The organism is Saccharothrix texasensis (genome assembly GCF_003752005.1).
Lineage (GTDB): Bacteria > Actinomycetota > Actinomycetes > Mycobacteriales > Pseudonocardiaceae > Actinosynnema > Actinosynnema texasense.
Genome location: NZ_RJKM01000001.1, coordinates 5,734,763 through 5,751,279 on the forward strand (window position 1 = coordinate 5,734,763; position 16,517 = coordinate 5,751,279).

The 16,517-nt window shown below is 73.1% G+C and carries 19 protein-coding genes; 11 read left to right on the top strand and 8 right to left on the bottom strand.

Annotation, left to right across the window (positions count from 1 at the left end; genetic code table 11):
* Window positions 1-6 precede the first annotated feature (6 nt).
* Window positions 7-561 (top strand): type 1 glutamine amidotransferase domain-containing protein, encoded by a 555-nt coding sequence (locus EDD40_RS25165; protein ID WP_123745124.1) that lies wholly within the window; start codon window positions 7-9, stop codon window positions 559-561.
* A gap of 75 nt (window positions 562-636) precedes the next feature.
* Here EDD40_RS25165 and EDD40_RS25170 read toward each other — a convergent pair whose 3' ends face one another.
* The gene (locus EDD40_RS25170) at window positions 637-1,395 is read right to left on the bottom strand and encodes a MerR family transcriptional regulator (protein ID WP_123745125.1); all 759 of its coding nucleotides are present in this window, start codon (window positions 1,393-1,395) and stop codon (window positions 637-639) included.
* 71 nt (window positions 1,396-1,466) lie between these two features.
* Here EDD40_RS25170 and EDD40_RS25175 point away from each other — a divergent pair, with 71 nt between their 5' ends.
* Entirely contained in the window at window positions 1,467-2,015 is a 549-nt protein-coding gene (locus EDD40_RS25175) for a YbaK/EbsC family protein (protein ID WP_123745126.1), read from the top strand.
* Here EDD40_RS25175 and EDD40_RS25180 read toward each other — a convergent pair.
* Window positions 2,012-2,521, bottom strand: coding sequence for a TetR/AcrR family transcriptional regulator (locus tag EDD40_RS25180; protein ID WP_123745127.1), 510 nt, complete (start codon window positions 2,519-2,521; stop codon window positions 2,012-2,014). The two genes, EDD40_RS25175 and EDD40_RS25180, sit on opposite strands and share 4 nt — an antisense overlap.
* Before the next feature lie 44 nt (window positions 2,522-2,565).
* On the opposite strand from EDD40_RS25180, the gene EDD40_RS25185 reads away from it, so the two are divergent.
* Window positions 2,566-3,939, top strand: coding sequence for an amidase (locus tag EDD40_RS25185; protein ID WP_123745128.1), 1,374 nt, complete (start codon window positions 2,566-2,568; stop codon window positions 3,937-3,939).
* Here EDD40_RS25185 and EDD40_RS44460 read toward each other — a convergent pair.
* The 5 genes from EDD40_RS44460 to EDD40_RS25210 all read right to left on the bottom strand — a co-directional run bounded on the left by EDD40_RS44460 (window position 3,911) and on the right by EDD40_RS25210 (window position 8,004).
* Entirely contained in the window at window positions 3,911-4,978 is a 1,068-nt protein-coding gene (locus EDD40_RS44460) for an LOG family protein (protein ID WP_123745129.1), read from the bottom strand. The genes EDD40_RS25185 and EDD40_RS44460 overlap by 29 nt on opposite strands.
* A 113-nt stretch (window positions 4,979-5,091) precedes the next feature.
* Window positions 5,092-5,970 carry a formyltetrahydrofolate deformylase gene (gene purU / locus EDD40_RS25195; RefSeq protein WP_123745130.1) on the bottom strand — a complete coding sequence of 293 codons (879 nt, stop codon included), beginning with the start codon at window positions 5,968-5,970 and terminating at the stop codon, window positions 5,092-5,094.
* A gap of 12 nt (window positions 5,971-5,982) precedes the next feature.
* Window positions 5,983-6,717, bottom strand: coding sequence for a maleylpyruvate isomerase N-terminal domain-containing protein (locus EDD40_RS25200; RefSeq protein WP_123745131.1), 735 nt, complete (start codon window positions 6,715-6,717; stop codon window positions 5,983-5,985).
* Between the two features lie 10 nt (window positions 6,718-6,727).
* Entirely contained in the window at window positions 6,728-7,531 is an 804-nt protein-coding gene (locus EDD40_RS25205) for a class I SAM-dependent methyltransferase (RefSeq protein ID WP_123745132.1), read from the bottom strand.
* Window positions 7,510-8,004 carry a DUF2505 domain-containing protein gene (locus EDD40_RS25210; RefSeq protein ID WP_170185192.1) on the bottom strand — a complete coding sequence of 165 codons (495 nt, stop codon included), beginning with the start codon at window positions 8,002-8,004 and terminating at the stop codon, window positions 7,510-7,512. Before EDD40_RS25210 ends, EDD40_RS25205 begins: the two co-directional genes overlap by 22 nt.
* Here EDD40_RS25210 and EDD40_RS25215 point away from each other — a divergent pair.
* Genes EDD40_RS25215 through EDD40_RS25225 form a run of 3 tightly spaced genes read left to right on the top strand, consistent with a single transcriptional unit; the run spans window position 8,003 to window position 10,621 of the window.
* A complete protein-coding gene (locus tag EDD40_RS25215; protein WP_236594556.1) occupies window positions 8,003-9,112 on the top strand; it encodes a UDP-N-acetylmuramate dehydrogenase in 1,110 nt (369 codons plus the stop codon). The two genes, EDD40_RS25210 and EDD40_RS25215, sit on opposite strands and share 2 nt — an antisense overlap.
* Window positions 9,113-9,163: 51 nt before the next feature.
* Window positions 9,164-9,571 carry a hypothetical protein gene (locus EDD40_RS25220; protein ID WP_123745135.1) on the top strand — a complete coding sequence of 136 codons (408 nt, stop codon included), beginning with the start codon at window positions 9,164-9,166 and terminating at the stop codon, window positions 9,569-9,571.
* Window positions 9,572-9,625: 54 nt separating this feature from the next.
* A complete protein-coding gene (locus EDD40_RS25225) occupies window positions 9,626-10,621 on the top strand; it encodes a chymotrypsin family serine protease (RefSeq protein WP_123748268.1) in 996 nt (331 codons plus the stop codon).
* Here the strand turns inward: EDD40_RS25225 and EDD40_RS25230 are convergent.
* A complete protein-coding gene (locus EDD40_RS25230) occupies window positions 10,575-11,306 on the bottom strand; it encodes an SDR family NAD(P)-dependent oxidoreductase (protein WP_123745136.1) in 732 nt (243 codons plus the stop codon). The two genes, EDD40_RS25225 and EDD40_RS25230, sit on opposite strands and share 47 nt — an antisense overlap.
* Before the next feature lie 90 nt (window positions 11,307-11,396).
* Between EDD40_RS25230 and EDD40_RS25235 the strand changes: the two genes are divergently transcribed.
* The 5 genes from EDD40_RS25235 to EDD40_RS25255 all read left to right on the top strand — a co-directional run bounded on the left by EDD40_RS25235 (window position 11,397) and on the right by EDD40_RS25255 (window position 16,366).
* Window positions 11,397-12,542: a L,D-transpeptidase gene (locus tag EDD40_RS25235; protein WP_123745137.1), complete on the top strand. Its 1,146-nt coding sequence runs from the start codon at window positions 11,397-11,399 to the stop codon at window positions 12,540-12,542.
* Window positions 12,543-12,895: 353 nt separating this feature from the next.
* A complete protein-coding gene (locus EDD40_RS25240; RefSeq protein WP_123745138.1) occupies window positions 12,896-13,693 on the top strand; it encodes an alpha/beta fold hydrolase in 798 nt (265 codons plus the stop codon).
* On the top strand, window positions 13,690-14,943 hold the full coding sequence (gene mshA, locus EDD40_RS25245) for a D-inositol-3-phosphate glycosyltransferase (protein ID WP_123745139.1): 1,254 nt from the start codon (window positions 13,690-13,692) through the stop codon (window positions 14,941-14,943). Before EDD40_RS25240 ends, mshA begins: the two co-directional genes overlap by 4 nt.
* Window positions 14,940-15,422: a type III secretion system chaperone family protein gene (locus EDD40_RS25250; protein WP_123745140.1), complete on the top strand. Its 483-nt coding sequence runs from the start codon at window positions 14,940-14,942 to the stop codon at window positions 15,420-15,422. Before mshA ends, EDD40_RS25250 begins: the two co-directional genes overlap by 4 nt.
* Before the next feature lie 68 nt (window positions 15,423-15,490).
* On the top strand, window positions 15,491-16,366 hold the full coding sequence (locus EDD40_RS25255; protein WP_123745141.1) for a DUF4349 domain-containing protein: 876 nt from the start codon (window positions 15,491-15,493) through the stop codon (window positions 16,364-16,366).
* Window positions 16,367-16,517 lie beyond the last annotated feature (151 nt).

Below are 16,517 nucleotides of genomic sequence, written 5' to 3' on the forward strand. Positions count from 1 at the left end.
AACCCCATGGCCGAACCGAAGAGGATCGCATTCCTGGTCGACACGGAGGGCATCGAGCAGGTCGAGCTGACCGAGCCCTGGCAGCACGTGGAGAAGGCCGGTGCCGTGCCGAGGCTGCTCGCCCCCAAGCTGGGGCAGGTGCAGGCCTACGACCACCTGACGCCGGCCGACAAGTTCGACGTGGACGTGCCGTTCGCGCACGCGGATCCCATGGACTACGACGCCGTGGTGATCCCCGGCGGCGTGGCCAACTCGGACAACCTCCGACTCGACCGCGACGCGGTGAAGTTCGTCAAGCAGCACGTCGCCGCGGGCAAGCCGATCGCGGCCATCTGCCACGGGCCGTGGCTGCTGGTGGAGGCGGACGTGGTGCGCGGCAAGAAGCTGACCTCGTTCCCGAGCCTGGCCACCGACCTGCGCAACGCGGGCGCCGACTGGGCGGACGAGGAGGTCCGGGTCTGCGACGCGGCCGGGTGGACCCTGGTCACCAGCCGCAACCCCGGCGACCTGCCGGCGTTCAACCGCGAGGCGCTCAAGGCCTTCGGGCTCCAGGACATCTGACCCGCACCGGGTCCGGGTCCACGGGGATGTGCACCTCCCCGTGGGCTCGCGGCCCGGTCCGCTACCGCCGGACCCCTACAGCCTGGCCCGCGCGTACGCCGCGATCGCGTCGCGGACGTACTCGGCCAGGCCTTCGGCGTGCGCGTCCAGCTGCGACTTGAACTCCGGCGCGTCGACGTACAACCGGCCCAGCCCGGTGTAGGACTCCCGGTCCGGGGTCCAGCTGCGGCAGATCCACCGGTAGTGCCGGTCGGTCACGTCGAGCGCCGCCGGCCCGTCGACCGCCGCGCCGGCGTCGAACAGCTCCGCGTAGGCCGTGCCGACGGCGACCCACTCGGCCGTGAACTCGTCCGCGTCGGCCTTGCTCCAGCCGCGCATCCGCCTCTTGCTGTCGTCGACGTGCCGCTGGACGTCCTCGCCGTAGCGCTCCACCAGCTCCGCCTCGTAGCGGGCCTGGCGGTCGGCGTCGAAGCCGTCGAACAGCTCTTCCATCTTCACCTCGTCACCCCCTTCCAGTTCCTCGATCGTGCGGGAGACGGTCCGGGCCAGCTTCGCCAGCCGGTCCTGCTCGGCGGCCAGCCACCGCGCGTGGTTGCGCAGCACGTCGACCGTCCGGTGCCGCCCGTCCAGGACCTCGGCCACGGTGTCGAGGCCGAGCCCCAGGTCGCGCAGCAGCAGGATGCGCTGGAGCCGGAGCAGCTGCTCGCGCTCGTAGTACCGGTAGCCGTTGCCGCCGATCCACGCCGGTTCGAGCAGGCCGATCGCGTCGTAGTGCCGCAACGTCCGCGAAGTCACCTTCGACATGCGCGCGACCTGCGCGATCGACCAGGCCATGACCGTGCTCCCTCCCTGTGCCGACCACGTTAGGGGTTGACGCAACGTCAACGTCAAGGGCGGCCGGCAGGATGGTCGGCGTGTGGACCATCGCGGGAACCCTGAGCCCCTTGCCCGTGCTCGACCGGCTCGACCTGGTCGCCGACCCGGTCGCGGCGGCGCTGCGGTCGATGGCGGACGGCGCCCGGCTCGCGGTCGCGGAGATCGACCCCGCGCTGGCGGACACGGCCGAGTTCTGCGCGCACTACGGCTCGCCGCTGTCGGCGTCGGCGAACTGCGTCGTCGTGGCGGGCAAGCGCGGCGACACCGTCCGGTACGCGGCGTGCGTCGTGCTGGCGACCACGCGCGCGGACGTGAACGGCGTCGTGCGGCGGCGGATCGACGCGCGCAAGGCGTCGTTCGCGCCGATGGACGACGCGGTGTCGCTCAGCGGCATGGAGTACGGCGGCATCACGCCCGTCGGCCTGCCCGAGGACTGGCCCGTGCTGCTGTCGCCCGAGGTGGCGGCGGCGCCGGAGCTGGTCATCGGCAGCGGCCTCCGCGGCAGCAAGATCCTCGTGCCCGGTGAGGTGCTGGCGAAGCTGCCGACCGCCGAGGTCGTCGAGGGCCTGGCCCGCTAGCTTGCCGGCCCGGCCAGCTGCCGGTCGAGCACCTCGCGCGCCTGGTCGGGCGTGAGGTGCCCGATGAGCACGTGCGTGGTGAGGCCGTCGGCCAGCGCCAGCACCGCCCGCGCCCGCGTGCCGTCGCCGAAGAGCCTGGTGAACATGGCTTCGAGGTCGGCGTAGCTCGCGCGCAGGACGGGCGCGAGCACGGGGCTGACGGCGGCCTGGGCGACGAACGCGAGCCACACCCTGGCTTCGGCGCGCTCGGGCAGCGCGATGGCGCGTGCCGCCTCGGCGGCGGTGTCGCCCACCCGGCCGAGGACGCGCTTGCCCACCTCCTCCAGCGCGAAGCGCAGCATCTCCTCCTTGGTGCGGAAGCACCGCTGCACCGCGCCCATCGAGACGTCCGCGCGCGCCGCGACATCCCTCAAGGTCACGCCTTCGAGGCCGCGTTCGTCGGCGAGCAGGAACACCGCGTCGGTGATCTGCCTGCGCCGGGATTCGTATTCGACCTGCTTGGGCACCCGTGGATAGTATCCGATGCACTTGCATCGGAACGGGGGAAGTCATGTGGGACTGGACGGCGGCGGAGCAGGCCGCCGCGGTGCGCTCGGGGCGGACCACCGCGGTGGCGCTGGTGGAGAGCCACCTGGCGCGCATCGCCGAGGTGAACCCGGTGGTCAACGCGATCACGCGGGTGCTGGCCGAGCAGGCGCTGACCGAGGCGGCGCAGGTCGACCGGGACGGCGCGCGCGGGCCGTTGGCCGGGGTGCCGTTCACGGTGAAGGAGAGCATCGCGATCGGCGGCGTGCCGACGACGCACGGCGCGGTGCGGTTCAAGGACTTCGTGGCGCCCCTGGACGCGCCGCCGGTGGCGCGGCTGCGGGCGGCGGGTGCGATCCCGATCGGGCACGCGAACATGCCGACGCTCACGCTGGCCGGCATGCACACGCGCAGCGAGCTGTTCGGCGACACGGTGAACCCCTGGGACCCGGCCGTCACGCCCGGCGGATCCAGCGGCGGCGACGGGGTGGCGGTGGCGACCGGGATGGCCGGCCTGGGACTGGGCAACGACTCCGGCGGCTCGGTGCGCATCCCGGCGGCGTTCTGCGGCGTGGCCGGGCTGAAGCCGACCTCCGGGCGGTTCCCGGCCGACCACCGGCTCGGCCCGGACGACCCGCCGCTGGGCGCGCAGCTGTTCGTGGTCGACGGGCCGCTCGCCCGGACCGTCGGCGACCTGCGGTTGGCGTTCGAGGCGCTGGCCGGCACGTCGCCGCGCGACCCGCGGGCGGTGCCCGTGCCGCTGACCGGGCCGCCGGCGCCGCGCCGGGTCGCCGTGGCGGCCGATCCCGGCGGCGCGGGCGTCGACCCGGTGGTGCGGGCCGCCGTCGAGGACGCCGCCGGCGTGCTGTCGGACGCCGGGTACGAGGTCGTCGAAGCGGACGTGCCGGCGCTGGACGAGGCGTTGTCGGCGTACGGGGCCATGCTGATGACCGAGTTCACGCCGAGCTGGCCGGTGGTGCGCACCCTGCTCGGCGCGGAGGGCCACCGGTACATCGAGATGTCGATGGCGAAGACCGGGCCGGTGGACGTCGCCGAGTACCTGCGGCTCACCGGCGTGCTGCTGGGCGTGAAGCGGGCGTGGGCCGAGTTCCTGGACCGGTTCCCGCTGGTGCTCGGGCCGGTGTTCACCGCGCCGGCGCCCGAGCCGGGGCTGGAGTCCCGCTCGCGCGAGGGCCACGACCTGGTGACCGGCGCGATGCGGCTGTGCACCGCGACCAGCTTCGCGGGCCTGCCCGCGGTGGCCGTGCCGACCGGGGTGGTCGACGGGCTGCCGGTGGGCGTGCAGCTGATCGGCCGGGCCTACCGCGAGGACCTCTGCCTGGCCGCGGCCGAGGTGGTGCAGCGGGTGCTCACGCCGCGTACTCCCGCAGGAAGCTGACGGCCTCGTCGGCGTCGTCGGTGACCAGGATCCAGCGCTCGGCCTCCCGGCCCCGGGCCAGGCGCCGCACCAGCGGCGCGGCCGGCACCTCGTCGACCCAGAAGTCCGCGCCCAGGAACACCATCGGCGCGGCCGGGCCGACCGAGCCGTAGTGGTTCTGGCAGTAGTCCTGGAAGACCTCCTGGACGGTGCCCGCGCTGCCCGGCGTGTAGATGATGCCGCCGGCGGCGACGGTGAGCAGACCCTCCTCGCGCACCGAGTTGGCGAAGTACTTGGCGTGCAGCTCACACGCCGGGTTCGGCGGCTCGTGACCGTAGAACCAGGTCGGGATGCCGATCGTGCGCGGTCGGTCGGAGGAGGGCAGGTCGGTGGGGCAGGCGGCGATCCAGCGGCCGACGGACTCGGCGTCGCCGCCGAACGCGGGCGCCTTCGCCAGGTCCTTCAACGTCGGCTCGTCCACGCCGATCCGCACGCCGAGCGGCACGGCCTCCATCACGCCCGGCCCGCCGCCGGTCAGCACCGTGAACCCGGCTTCGCCGAGCGCCGCGCCGAGCCGCACGGCACGTCGGTAGCCGTCCGTGTCGCGGCCGAGGGCGTGCCCGCCCATCACGGCGACCGGCCGTTCGGGCAGCACGTCCGCCAACGCCTCGGTGATCGCGTGGTCGTGCAGGCGTTCGGCGAGGGCGTGCAGCGGGTCGGGGTTGTGGCCCCGGGTCCGGCTGTGGCGGTAGATCCGGGCGTCGGGGGTGTCGGCGTAGGACAGCGGGTCGTCCGGGTCGAACCCGGCGAACAGCTCGGCCGGCGTGTAGAGCCGCGACCGGTACACGTCGTAGGGCAGGTCGGGGATGGTCGGGAACACCAGCGCCCCGGCCGCCGCCGCGCGCCGCTGGGCGAGCGGGGAGAGCGTGCAGCCGAGGAACAGCGCGCCGTCCATCGGCACGCGCAGCTCCTCCTCGCTCAGGTCGAGCCCGACGAGGACGGCGTGCCTCAGCTCGGCCGCCGCGCGGACCTGGTCGAGGTCGGTGTACTCGGTGCGCACCGGCGCAGCCTACGTGCGAACGCCCGACTCCCGGCATGCGAACGCAGGGCTCTCGCGAGAGTCCTGCGTTCAGAGCGCGAGAGTCCTGCGTTCGGGAGGGGTGAGTTCAACGCTCAGAAGATGACGGTCTGGTTGCCGTGCACCAGGACGCGGTCCTCCAGGTGCCACCGCAGACCGCGCGACAGCACGACCTTCTCGATGTCACGCCCCTTGCGCACCATGTCGTTGACGGAGTCGGTGTGGTCCACCCGGATCACGTCCTGCTCCACGATGGGCCCCTGGTCGAGGTCCGCGGTCACGTAGTGGCACGTCGCGCCGACCAGTTTCACGCCCCGGCTGCGCGCCTGGTGGTACGGCCGCGCCCCGACGAACGACGGCAGGAAGCTGTGGTGGATGTTCAGCGCCCGCCCGGCCCAGGCCGCGCACAGCTCCGGGGGCAGGATCTGCATGAACCGCGCCAGCACCACCGCGTGCGGCCGGTGCCCGTCGACGAGCTGCCGCAGCTGCGCGAACGCCGCCGCCTTGCCCTCCGGGTCGTTCGCCGGGAACGGCAGGTGGTGGAACGGGATGCCGTGCGCCCTGGTGATCCCGGCCAGGTCGGCGTGGTTGCCGATGACCGCGGCCACGTCGACGTCCAGCTCGTGCGACGCCACCCGGCCCAGCAGGTCGTACAGGCAGTGCCCCTCCTTGGACACGAGGATCACCACTCGCCTGCGCTCGCCGGAGTCGGCGACCCGCCACGACCCGGGGTGCGCGCCCAGCTCGCGGGCCACCTCGGCGAACCGGGTCCGCAGCTCCTCCACGTCGAACGGCAGCGAGTCGGCCCGGACCTCCTGGCGGGTGAAGAACCAGTTGGTGGCCGGGTCGGTGTGGTAGGCCGCCTCGACGATCCAGCCGCCGTGCTCGGCCAGGAACGAGGAGATCCGGGCCACGATGCCGGTGCGGTCGGGGCAGCCGAAGGTGATCACGTAGCGTCGTTCAGGCAGGGGCACGACCGGAAGTATCTACGGTCGCGGCAGCCCGTCCAGCAGAGACCTGTCACCCGATGTGATGGCGCCGCTCGGCCGGCCCCACACCGCCCGGTACAGCGCGTCGGCGGTGCCGGCCGCGGTGGCGTCCTCGTCGGTCGCCGAACCGGTGATCGGGCCCACCTCCGGCGGCTGTCCGGGCGTGAGGCGCAGCTCCCAGGCGCGGCCCGCGTCGGCGGCGTGGAACAGCACCCGGCCCGCCCGCTCGACCGGCTTGCGCTGGGCGGCCCGCGGCAGCATCCGGGTCAGGAACTCGTCCACGCCGTCGGCCGCGAACTCCACGTCGAACAGCAGCGACGGGACGTCCGCGCCGTGCCGGGCGTGCTCGGCGTCGAGCCGGTGGATCGCGGTCTCGTGCGCCTGCCGGCGTGACCAGAAGCCGAAGGTCTTCGGCCCGATGAACGTCCACGCGGGCGTGTCCGCCGGGGCGCCGGCCAGCGTGTCGGCCAGCTCGGCGACCTTCTCGTCCCACCAGACGAGCAGCTCGTCCCAGTCGGCGGGGCGGTCGTCGGGCCGCGGCCGCTCGCCGTCCACCGGGGTGCGCAAGGCGCGCGACGCCCAGGAGTGGACGAGGCCGACGTGGTCCACCAGGTCCCGCACCGTCCACCCGGGACAGCTCGGCACCGGCGCGTCCGGCCCGGCGGCCACCGCGGCGGCGCGCAGCGCGGCGTACTGGGTCCTCAGGTGCTGCACGAAGTCGACGTGGTCCACTCCGCACAGCCTAGGGACTCACCACGTCCCAGGGCAGGGTCACCTCGCCGAGCCGCCACCGCTTCCGGTCGTCCAGCACCGGCCAGCCGCGCTCGGCCAGCAGCCGCACGGACTCCACCCAGCGCGCACGCGGGCCGTAGGGCGCGAACGGCGCGCACGTCGCCCAGCACGCGTCCAGCTCGGACAGCAGGGCGTGCACCTTCTCGCCGGGCACGTTGTGGTGGATCAACGCCTTCGGCAGCCGTTCGGCCAGGTCGCCCGGCGTCTCCAGGTCGGCGGGCAGGCAGGAGAGGGTGAACGTCCGCGGCCCGTCGGAGGTCAACGCGACCCAGCAGCACCGGCGGCCGATCTCGTCGCACGTGCCCTCGACCAGCACCCCGCCGGGCGCGAGCCGGCCGACCATGGTGTCCCACGCCTCCGCCGCCTGCTCCTCGGTGTACTGGCGCAGCACGTTGAACGCGCGCAGCAGCACCGGGCGCGCGCCGGCCAGCTCGAACCCGCCGCGCCGGAAGTCCAGCGCGGGCGGGTCGGCGACCGCCTTGCCCGCGGCGACCCGTTCGGCGTCGAGTTCGAGGCCGAGCACGCGGACGGCCGGGTTGACCGCGCGCAGCCGGGCCGCCAGCTCGACGGTGGTGATCGGGGAGGAGCCGTAGCCGAGGTCCACCACCAGCGGGTCGGGCGCGGCGAGCAGGTCCCGGTGGGCGTGCGCGACCCACCGGTCGACCCGGCGCAGGCGGTTCGGGTTGGTGGTGCCCCTCGTGGGCAGGCCGAGCGCGCGCGCCCGGCCCGCGGCTAGGCGCGGCGTGCGAGCCATTCGGCGGTGAACTCGGATTCCTTGTCGAGCAGCAGCGAGACCTGTTCGACGATCATCGCCTCCAGCTTGCCGCCCATGATCGGGATGCTCACCTTCACCTGACCCGTGAGCGTGAGTTCGCTCCCACTCGCGGTGTCGGCGAGCGTGATCGTGCCGTCCAACCGGCCCGGGACGCCGTTCAGCGTCACCTCCACCGTGCCCGTGTGACCGGCCTCGGTCCACGACTCGGCGCGGTCGATCACGAGGTCGCCGCCGAGCAGGCCGCGGGCCACCGACGGCAGCCTGTCCGCGGGCACACCCTGCTTGAGCTGGTAGGACGTGCTCTGGTCGGTGGTGGTGAAGGCGACCAGCTCCGGGTTCGTGCCGCCCAGCTCGGCGAGCCGGTCGCGCAGGTAGGTCTGGTCCACCAGCGCTGCGTACACGTCCCGCGCCGGCCAGCGGGACGTGGTTCGGTGCTCGATGCGGCGTGCCATGTCGCGGAGGCTACCGTTCTCCGTCGTGACCACCCCGCCCTCCAGTGCCCGTGTGCCGCTGGCCGAGTGCACCACGCTGCGGCTCGGTGGCCCTGCGGCGAGGTTCACGCGCGCCGCCACCGCCGCCGAGCTGGTCGAGACCGTGCGCGCCCTGGACGCGGACGGCGAGCCGTTGCTGCTGCTCGGCGGCGGGTCGAACCTGGTGGTGTCCGACGCCGGGTTCGACGGCACGGTCGTGGCGGTCGGCACGTCCGGCCGCCGGCTCGACCCGCTGGGCGACGGCCTCGTGCAGCTGACCGTGGAAGCGGGTGAGGACTGGGACTCGGTCGTCGCGGAGGCCGTGGCGCAGGGGCTGGGCGGGCTGGAGTGCCTGTCGGGCATCCCCGGGCTGGTCGGGGCGACGCCGGTGCAGAACGTCGGCGCGTACGGCGTCGAGGTCGCGCAGGTGCTGACCTCGGTGGACCTGCTGGACCGGCGCACGGGTCGCGTGCACCAGGTGCCGGCGGACGGCTTGGGGCTGGCGTACCGGACCAGTGTGCTGAAGGGCACGGACCAGGCGGTGGTGCTGCGGGCGCGGTTCGCGCTCACCGCGGGCGGGCAGTCCGCGCCCATCCGGTACGGCGAGCTGGCTCGCGCGCTGGGCGTCGCGCCCGGTGACCGGGTGCCCGCCGACGCGGCCCGCAAGGCGGTGCTGGAGCTGCGGCGCGGCAAGGGCATGGTGCTCGACGCGGCCGACCACGACACGTGGAGCGCGGGCTCGTTCTTCACCAACCCGCTGCTGGACGACTCGACGCTGGCCGGGGTGCTGATCCGGATCGCGGAGCGGTTGGGGCCGCACGTGGACGTGCCGACCTACCCGGCCGGGCCGGGCTTCTCGAAGCTGTCGGCGGCGTGGCTGATCGAGCGGGCCGGGTTCGGGCGCGGGCACCGGGGGCCGGGCGGTCGGGTGGCGCTGTCCGGCAAGCACACGCTGGCGCTGACCAACCGGGGCGGCGCGTCCACGGAGGACCTGCTGGACCTGGCGCGCGAGGTGCGCGACGGGGTGCGGACGGCGTTCGGGGTGGAGCTGCTGCCGGAGCCGGTGTTGGTGGGCTGCGAACTGGGGTGATCGCGTGACCGGTGTCGCCGCGGCCGGCGGTGTGCCGGCAGGGTGGGTCGGGTGATCCGGAACACCATCGCGGACTCCGTGGTGAACGGGCCGGTCGTGCAGATCGGTTCGGGCAACGTCACGCTCGCGCTCGCCAGGCTCGACGTGGCCGAGGACCGTGCGCCCCACGTGGACGAGCCGGCCCGGATGACCGTGGCGCGCCTGCCCGAGGTGGCGTTCACCCTGGCCAGGTCGAGCGTGGTGGTGGCCAGGCGGGACAAGGTCCGGGCGTTGGAGCTGGTCCGTGAGGCGATCGCCATCCAGCGCCCGCCAGCCGCCTTCCGCCCCGACCGGCACCTGCTCGAACTCGCCGGCTCGTCGGTGCTCCTCGCGCTGGCGCAGGTCGGTGCGGGGCCGCCGCCTTCCGCGAGGGCTTCGCGAGCGCAACGGCCGAACGGCCGAACGGGTGACTCCGTGTGACGAATCCTCACTCCGCGCGTTTCATGGAGGTAGGGGCACCCGTTGGAGGTCGTCATGGCCTACGCCGACGACGAGCGCGCGGCCGTCAGGCCGATCAAGAAGCTGGTTGAGGACGATTTCCTGAGCCGGCCCGGGGTGGTGGGTGTCGACCTCGGCGAGAAGACCGCGGGCGGCCGGGCCACCGGGCGGCTGGCGATCGTCGTGTACGTCCGCCGCAAGGGGCCCGCGGCCCAGTTCGCCATCCCGCCGGAAGTGCTGGGCGTGCCGACCGACGTGGTCGAGGACACGTTCTGGCCGCACCACACCATCGCCTCGCCCGAGGGCGTGAGCGGGGCGGAGCGGCACGAGTCGTTGGCGGGCGGCATCGGGATCGGGCCCAGCCGGGCGGTCCGGTTGGTGCCGCCGGACGTCCCGGAAGTGGACGACTACGTGGTGGCCGGGACGCTGGGCGCGCTGGTCACGCCGCGCGGCAGGCACATCGTGATGGCGTTGACGTCGTTCCACGTGGCCTGCGTGGACGACGCCTGGGCGGTCGGCGACCCCATGGTGCACCCGTCCCGGGTCGACGGCGGGCACCCGGTGCACGACCGGGTCGGCGCGTTGGCGCGGGCCGCGTTGTCGGCGCGGGTGGACGCCGCCGCGATCACCCTGACCACGCCCCGGGCGCGGGCCGAGGTGGTCGGGTTGGGCGCGGTGACCGGGCAGGCGCGGGCGCGGGTCGGTGACCGGGTGCGCAAGCGCGGCCGGACGACGGCGGTGACGGAAGGCGTGGTGGCGTCGACGGACGCGGTGATCACGCTGGACTTCGGGGTGGGGCTGGGCGTGCGGAGGCTGTACGACCAGATCCGGATCGAGACGCCGAGGTTCGCCGACCACGGCGACTCGGGCGCGGTGCTGCTCGACGACGCGAACCGGGTGGTGGGGCTCTACTGCGCCGGGAGCCCGGACCGGGGGTTCGCGAACCCCATCGGCCCGGTGCTCGACCAGTTGGACGTGGAGCTGATCACGCCCGGTGGATGCGGGACGCCGACGCCTGCGCCCGGGGCTTGAGGACGATCTGGTCCAGGTTGACGTGCGCGGGCCTGGTCACCGCGAACGCGATCACGTCGGCCACGTCGTCCGCGGTCAACGGCGTCACACCCTGGTAGACGGCCGCGGCCCGGTCGGCGTCGCCGTCGAAGCGGTTGACGGAGAAGTCGGTCTCGACCATGCCGGGCAGGATCTCGGTCACCCGCACCGGCCGGCCGAGCAGCTCGCCGCGGAGCGTGCGGTGCAGCGCGGACTGGGCGTGCTTCGCGGAGGTGTAGCCGGAGCCGTTGTCGTAGGCCTCGTAGGCGGCGACCGAGGTGACGGTGACCACGTGCCCGTCACCGGAGGCGATCAGCTTCGGCAGCAGGCCCTTCGTGACGCGCAACGTGCCCAGCACGTTCGTCTCCCACATCCACCGCCAGTGCTCCTCGTCCGCCTCGGCGACGGTGGCCAGGCCGCGCGCGCCGCCGGCGTTGTTGACCAGCACGTTCGCCGCGGGGATGGCGTCGAGGAAGGCGTCGACCGACGGCGCCGAGGTGACGTCCAACTCGACCGCGACGCCGTCGATCTCATCCGCGATAGCCTTGAGGCGGTCGACCCGCCGGGCACCGAGCACCACGTGGAAGCCCTCGGCGGCGAGCCTGCGGGCGGTGGCCTCGCCGATGCCCGCACTGGCTCCGGTCACGACTGCGATAGGACGGTTCACACCGGGAATCCTAAGCGTGGGACGCGCATGTGACGCGGATCACTCGCACCGGGAGTCGGGTGGGACGTCCTTCGATCAGGAGGTCGTAACGTGCACAGGACAGTGGCGGCTCTGCTGCTCGGCTTGGCCCTGGTGGCGGGCTGCTCGGCGAAGGTGGAAACGGGCACGGCCAAACCGGTCGGCGGCGACAACCCGCCCGTGGCCAAGTTCACCACCGCGCCCGCGGACGGCGCGGTCGATGCCCCGGTCAACGTGCCGGTGCAGGTCACCGTGGCCGAGGGGACGATCGACCAGGTCACGGTCACCAACCCCGAGGGCCAGGCCGTCGCGGGCAAGCTCGCCGAGGACAAGAAGTCGTGGGCCAGCACGGAGCCCCTCGGGTTCGGCAAGGCGTACGCGTACGCGGGCCGGGCGACCGGGACGGACGGGCGGCCCGTCGACCTGAAAGGCGGGTTCACCACCCTGAACCCCGCTTCCCAGGTGCGCGCGACGCTGTTCCCCGGCGACAACGACACCATGGGCGTGGCCGTGCCCATCAAGGTCGAGTTCGACGCCGACGTCTCCGACCGGGCGACGGTGCAGAAGGCGTTGACGGTGACGAACTCCGCCGGCGTCCAGGGCAGCTGGGCGTGGCTGAACTCGCGCGAGGTCCACTACCGGCCGGAGAAGTACTGGCCCGCCAACACGCAGATCCACGTCGAGGCCAAGCTGTACGGCGTGGCCTACGGCGGCGGCGCGTTCGGCCGCGCGGACGTGACCAGCGACTTCACCATCGGCCGCAACCAGGTCGTGAAGATCGACACGCCGTCGCACCAGCTGGTCGTGCAGCGTGACGGGCAGACCGTGGCGACCTACCCGGCGTCGTTCGGCAAGGACGACGACCCGGCGCTGAACACGCCGAACGGCACGTTCGTGGTGATGCAGAAGTTCGACACGTGGAGCTTCGACAACCCCCAGTACGGCTACACCAACGTGGTCAAGAAGTGGTCGGTGCGGTTCTCCAACCACGGCGAGTTCATCCACGAGAACAACGACAACGCGGCGAACATCGGCAAGGTCAACTCGTCGCACGGCTGCGCGAACCTGTTGGAGGCCGACGCCAAGGCCTACTACGACAGCGCGATGGTCGGTGATCCCGTCGAGGTGACCGGGGCGAGCATGACGTTGCCGGCGCAGTTCGACTGGTACGACTGGCAGATTCCGTGGGCGCAGTGGCAGACGATGTCCGCTCTGTGACGTTCGGTGGCGGTGCCGGGGCGGATCGAAGGCGCGGTGCCAGGTCCGGCTCGATTTGACATGGGGCCCTTACGGGCACTCCAGGCAGGCCAAAGCCGGCAGGCCGGGCGGGGTAAAGCGTCCCGCCGGGCCTGCCGGCTTCGTCCAGCCTAAAGCACCCGAACCCATGTCAAATCGGGCCTCTGCGGGGGTGGTGGCGGGGCCGTTGTGGGCGTGTTTCGGTGATCGAAGTGACGACCGGTTGATCAAGATGTGGCCTATCGGGTGATCAAGGGCTGGTCGTGCGGTGTGGTCGATGGCGCAAAATCGCTTGCGCGGGAAGTGGTGGGATGATTTCCGCGTTGTCGTAAGTCGTGCGGAACACTCTCCTCGACGCCGAGGGCGTCCGGCTGTCGGTTCGCGAGTCGGGCCCTGACGACGCCCCCGCGGTCGTGCTGGTGCACGGATGGGCGCAGTCGGGGGAGGTGTGGCCGCTTCAGCCGTCGTTGCGCAGTTACGCGGTGGACCTGCGTGGTCACGGGGCGTCGGAAGTCGCCCGGAACGGGTATCGGGAATCGGCGGCCTGGGCGGCCGATCTGAAGGCCGTCCTCGACCACGTCGGACGGCCCGCGGTGGTGGTGGGGTGGTCGTACGGCGGGGTGGTGATCGCCGACTACCTGCGTTGTCACGGCACGGCCGGGATCAGCGGGGTGGTGCTGGTCGGGGCGGTCACCGAGTTGGGGCGGGACAGGCCCGGCGCGGTCACCGGGCGGGTGATGAAGGCGGTGTTGCCCGCGGCGTTCTCCGACGACCCCGCGGTGGCGGTGCCGGCGTTGACGGACTTCTGCCGCGACCAGGCGCCCGGGTTGGCCGGTGACGTGGTGCAGCGGATGGTGGGCACGGCGTTGCGGGTGCCGCCGTGGGTCCGGCGCGAGGTGTTCCGGCGCGAGGTGGACAGCGCCGTCGTGCTGAAGGCGGTCGACAAGCCGACACTGGTCGTGCACGGCACCGCCGACGAGGTGGTCGACCCGGCCGCCGGTGAGTACGCGGCGGCCCTGATCCCCGGAGCCGACTTGCGCCGCTACGACGGAATCGGACACTCGCCGTTCCTGGAACGGCCGGAGCGGTTCGCGGCCGACCTCGGGCGGTTCGTCGCGGAGGTGTCGCGGTGAAGCGGGTCGCGGTGCTGTCGGTGCACACGTCACCGCTGGAGCAGCCCGGCACGGGCGACGCCGGTGGGATGAACGTCTACATCGTGGAGACCGCCACCCGGATGGCGCGGCGGGGGATCGCGGTGGAGATCTTCACCCGGGCGACGTCCTCGGAGTTGCCGCCGGTGGCCGAGCTCGCGCCCGGCGTGAAGGTGCGGCACGTGGTCGCGGGGCCGTTCGAAGGGTTGGGCAAGGAAGAACTGCCCGGTCAGCTCTGCGCGTTCACCGCCGGGGTGCTGCGGGCGGAGGCGCGGCACGAGCCCGGGCACTACGACGTCGTGCACTCGCACTACTGGCTGTCGGGGCAGGTCGGGTGGTTGGCGCGGGAGCGGTGGGCGGTGCCGCTGGTGCACACGGCGCACACGCTGGCGAAGGTGAAGAACCTGGCGCTGGCGGCCGACGACACACCGGAGCCCCGGATGCGGGTCATCGGCGAGGAGCAGGTCGTCGCGGAAGCGGACCGGCTGGTGGCCAACACCGACGTCGAGGCGGCCGAGCTGGTCAAGCTGTACGACGCGGACCCGTCGAAGGTGCTGGTCGTGCCGCCGGGGGTGGACCTGGAGCGGTTCACGCCCGGTGACCGGGACGGGGCGCGGGCGGCACTGGGGTTGCGGCCGGAGTCGGTCGTGCTGGCCTTCGTGGGGCGCATCCAGCCGTTGAAGGCGCCGGACGTGCTGTTGCGGGCGGCGGCGGAGATGGTGGCGCGCGACCCCGGGCTGCGGGCGCGGCTGGTCGTGCTGGTGGTCGGCGGTCCGTCGGGATCGGGCATGAAGACGCCCGAAGAGCTGGTGCGGTTGGCGGCCGAGCTGCGGATCTCCGACGTGGTGCGGTTCATGCCGCCGCAGGGCGGCGAGGCGTTGGCGCGGGTGTACCGCGCGGCCGACGTGGTCGCGGTGCCCAGCTACAACGAGTCGTTCGGGCTGGTCGCGCTGGAGGCGCAGGCGTGCGGGACGCCGGTGGTCGCGGCGGCGGTCGGCGGGTTGCCGGTGGCCGTGCGCGACTGGGTGTCCGGCGCGTTGGTGGACAGCCACGAACCGGGCGCGTGGGCGCGGGTGCTGACGTCCATCGCGCTGAACCCGGCGTGCCGGGAGGAGCTGGCGAGCAACGCCGTCGGCCACGCCCGCCGGTTCTCCTGGGACCGGACGACTGATTCACTCCTGGCCGGGTACGCCGAAGCACGGGACGTGTTCCGCGAGGAGGTCATCGCTTGAGCCTGGACGACGTCATCAAGTCGACGCTGGACGACCGCGAGCTGCGCTACGACCGCAAGGAGCCGGGACGGTTCTTCGTGACCCTGCCCGGCACGAAGAAGCTCCAGACGAACTGCTGGCTGGTGGTGGGCAGGCACGCGCTGGTGGTGGAGGCGTTCGTGTGCCGCAAACCGGACGAGGCGCACGAAGACGTCTACCGGTTCCTGTTGCGGCGCAACGCCAAGCTGTACGGCGTGCACTACACGATCGACACGACCGGCGACATCTACCTGGTCGGCCGGATCGCGCCGCACGCCGTGACGCCCGACGAGCTGGACCGCGTGCTCGGGCAGGTGGTGGAGGCCGCCGACGGCGACTTCAACACGTTGCTGGAGATCGGGTTCGCCGGCGCCATCCAGCGGGAGTGGGACTGGCGGGTCTCGCGCGGCGAGTCGCTCGCCAACCTCGAGGCGTTCCGGCACCTGGTGTCCGAATCGTGATGGCCCGGGAGCAACGGGGGTGATCCCCCGCCCCGTCCCACCCGTGACCGGAAACCAGGGAGGGTCACATGGGCAGACGGGTGGGGCTGGTGGTCGCCGCGTTCGCGGTGCTGGCGCTGGCGGGGTGCGGTGCGAGCAGCTCGTCGGGGTCGTCGGCCGACCAGGCGGCGCCTGCGCCCGCGCAGGAGGAGGCGCAGCCGGGCGGCACGCCCAAGCAGGACTCGGCGGCCACGGGCGAGGCGGAGCGGGCCGGCACGTCGGCGCAGCAGAACCGGCAGCTCGTGCGCACGGCGACGGTCGAGTTGCGCGCACCGGACTCCGATGCGGTGTTGACGCAGGTCAAGGACCTGGTCATCGCGCAAGGCGGGTACTCGGCGCAGGAGCGGTCGCAGCCCGGCCGGGCGTCGGTGACGGTGAAGGTGCCCGGCGACCGGCTGGACCGGGTGATGGGGGCGGTCACCGGGCTGGACGGCGTCGAGGTCGGCAGGCGGGAGCTGCAGACCGAGGACGTGACCGAGCAGGTGGTGGACATCGAGGCCCGGCTCGCCAACCAGCGGGCCAGCGTGGAACGCGTGCGGGGGCTGCTGGACCGGGCCACGACCACGTCCGAGATCACCGACATCGAGGCCGAGCTGACCAAGCGGCAGTCCGAGCTGGAGTCGCTGCAACGCCGGTACGAGACGGTGACCGGCCAGGTCGCCATGGCGACGCTGACCGTCGTCATCTCCGCGACCGGCGAGCCGGTGGTCGCGCACGACGAGAACGACTTCCTGGAAGCGTTCGCCGGTGGCTGGAAGGCGCTGGTGGGCGCGTTCGGCTGGCTGCTGGTGGTGCTGGGCGGCGTGCTGCCGTTCGCGGTGGTGCTGGGCCTGCCGGCGTTCGGCTACCTGTGGTGGCGGCGTCGCCGGAGGGCCGCGCCCGTCGCGCCGCCGAGCACGCCCTGAGCCGCGGAGCGCGGGGCGGCTTGGGAGAGAGGGGGAGTCGCGAGCTCAAGCCGCCCCGCGTCGGTCCCCGCTGACGTGGATCCGGGCGGGGGGAGCCCGGGCTCCGAGCGGGCCGCGGTTCGACGGGGGGATGGCGAACCGCGGAGGTGCC

Bases quoted from the DNA above. Each gene is read 5' to 3' on its own strand.
- EDD40_RS25165 (WP_123745124.1), top strand. From the start codon at position 7: ATGGCCGAACCGAAGAGGATCGCATTCCTGGTCGACACGGAGGGCATC.
- EDD40_RS25175 (WP_123745126.1), top strand. From the start codon at position 1,467: ATGGTCGGCGTGTGGACCATCGCGGGAACCCTGAGCCCCTTGCCCGTG.
- EDD40_RS25210 (WP_170185192.1), bottom strand. From the start codon at position 8,004: ATGGCACGCCGCATCGAGCACCGAACCACGTCCCGCTGGCCGGCGCGG.
- EDD40_RS25225 (WP_123748268.1), top strand. From the start codon at position 9,626: ATGGCCTACGCCGACGACGAGCGCGCGGCCGTCAGGCCGATCAAGAAG.
- EDD40_RS25255 (WP_123745141.1), top strand. From the start codon at position 15,491: ATGGGCAGACGGGTGGGGCTGGTGGTCGCCGCGTTCGCGGTGCTGGCG.
- EDD40_RS25185 (WP_123745128.1), top strand. From the start codon at position 2,566: ATGTGGGACTGGACGGCGGCGGAGCAGGCCGCCGCGGTGCGCTCGGGG.
- EDD40_RS25215 (WP_236594556.1), top strand. From the start codon at position 8,003: ATGTCGCGGAGGCTACCGTTCTCCGTCGTGACCACCCCGCCCTCCAGT.
- EDD40_RS25170 (WP_123745125.1), bottom strand. From the start codon at position 1,395: ATGGCCTGGTCGATCGCGCAGGTCGCGCGCATGTCGAAGGTGACTTCG.
- EDD40_RS25205 (WP_123745132.1), bottom strand. From the start codon at position 7,531: ATGGCTCGCACGCCGCGCCTAGCCGCGGGCCGGGCGCGCGCGCTCGGC.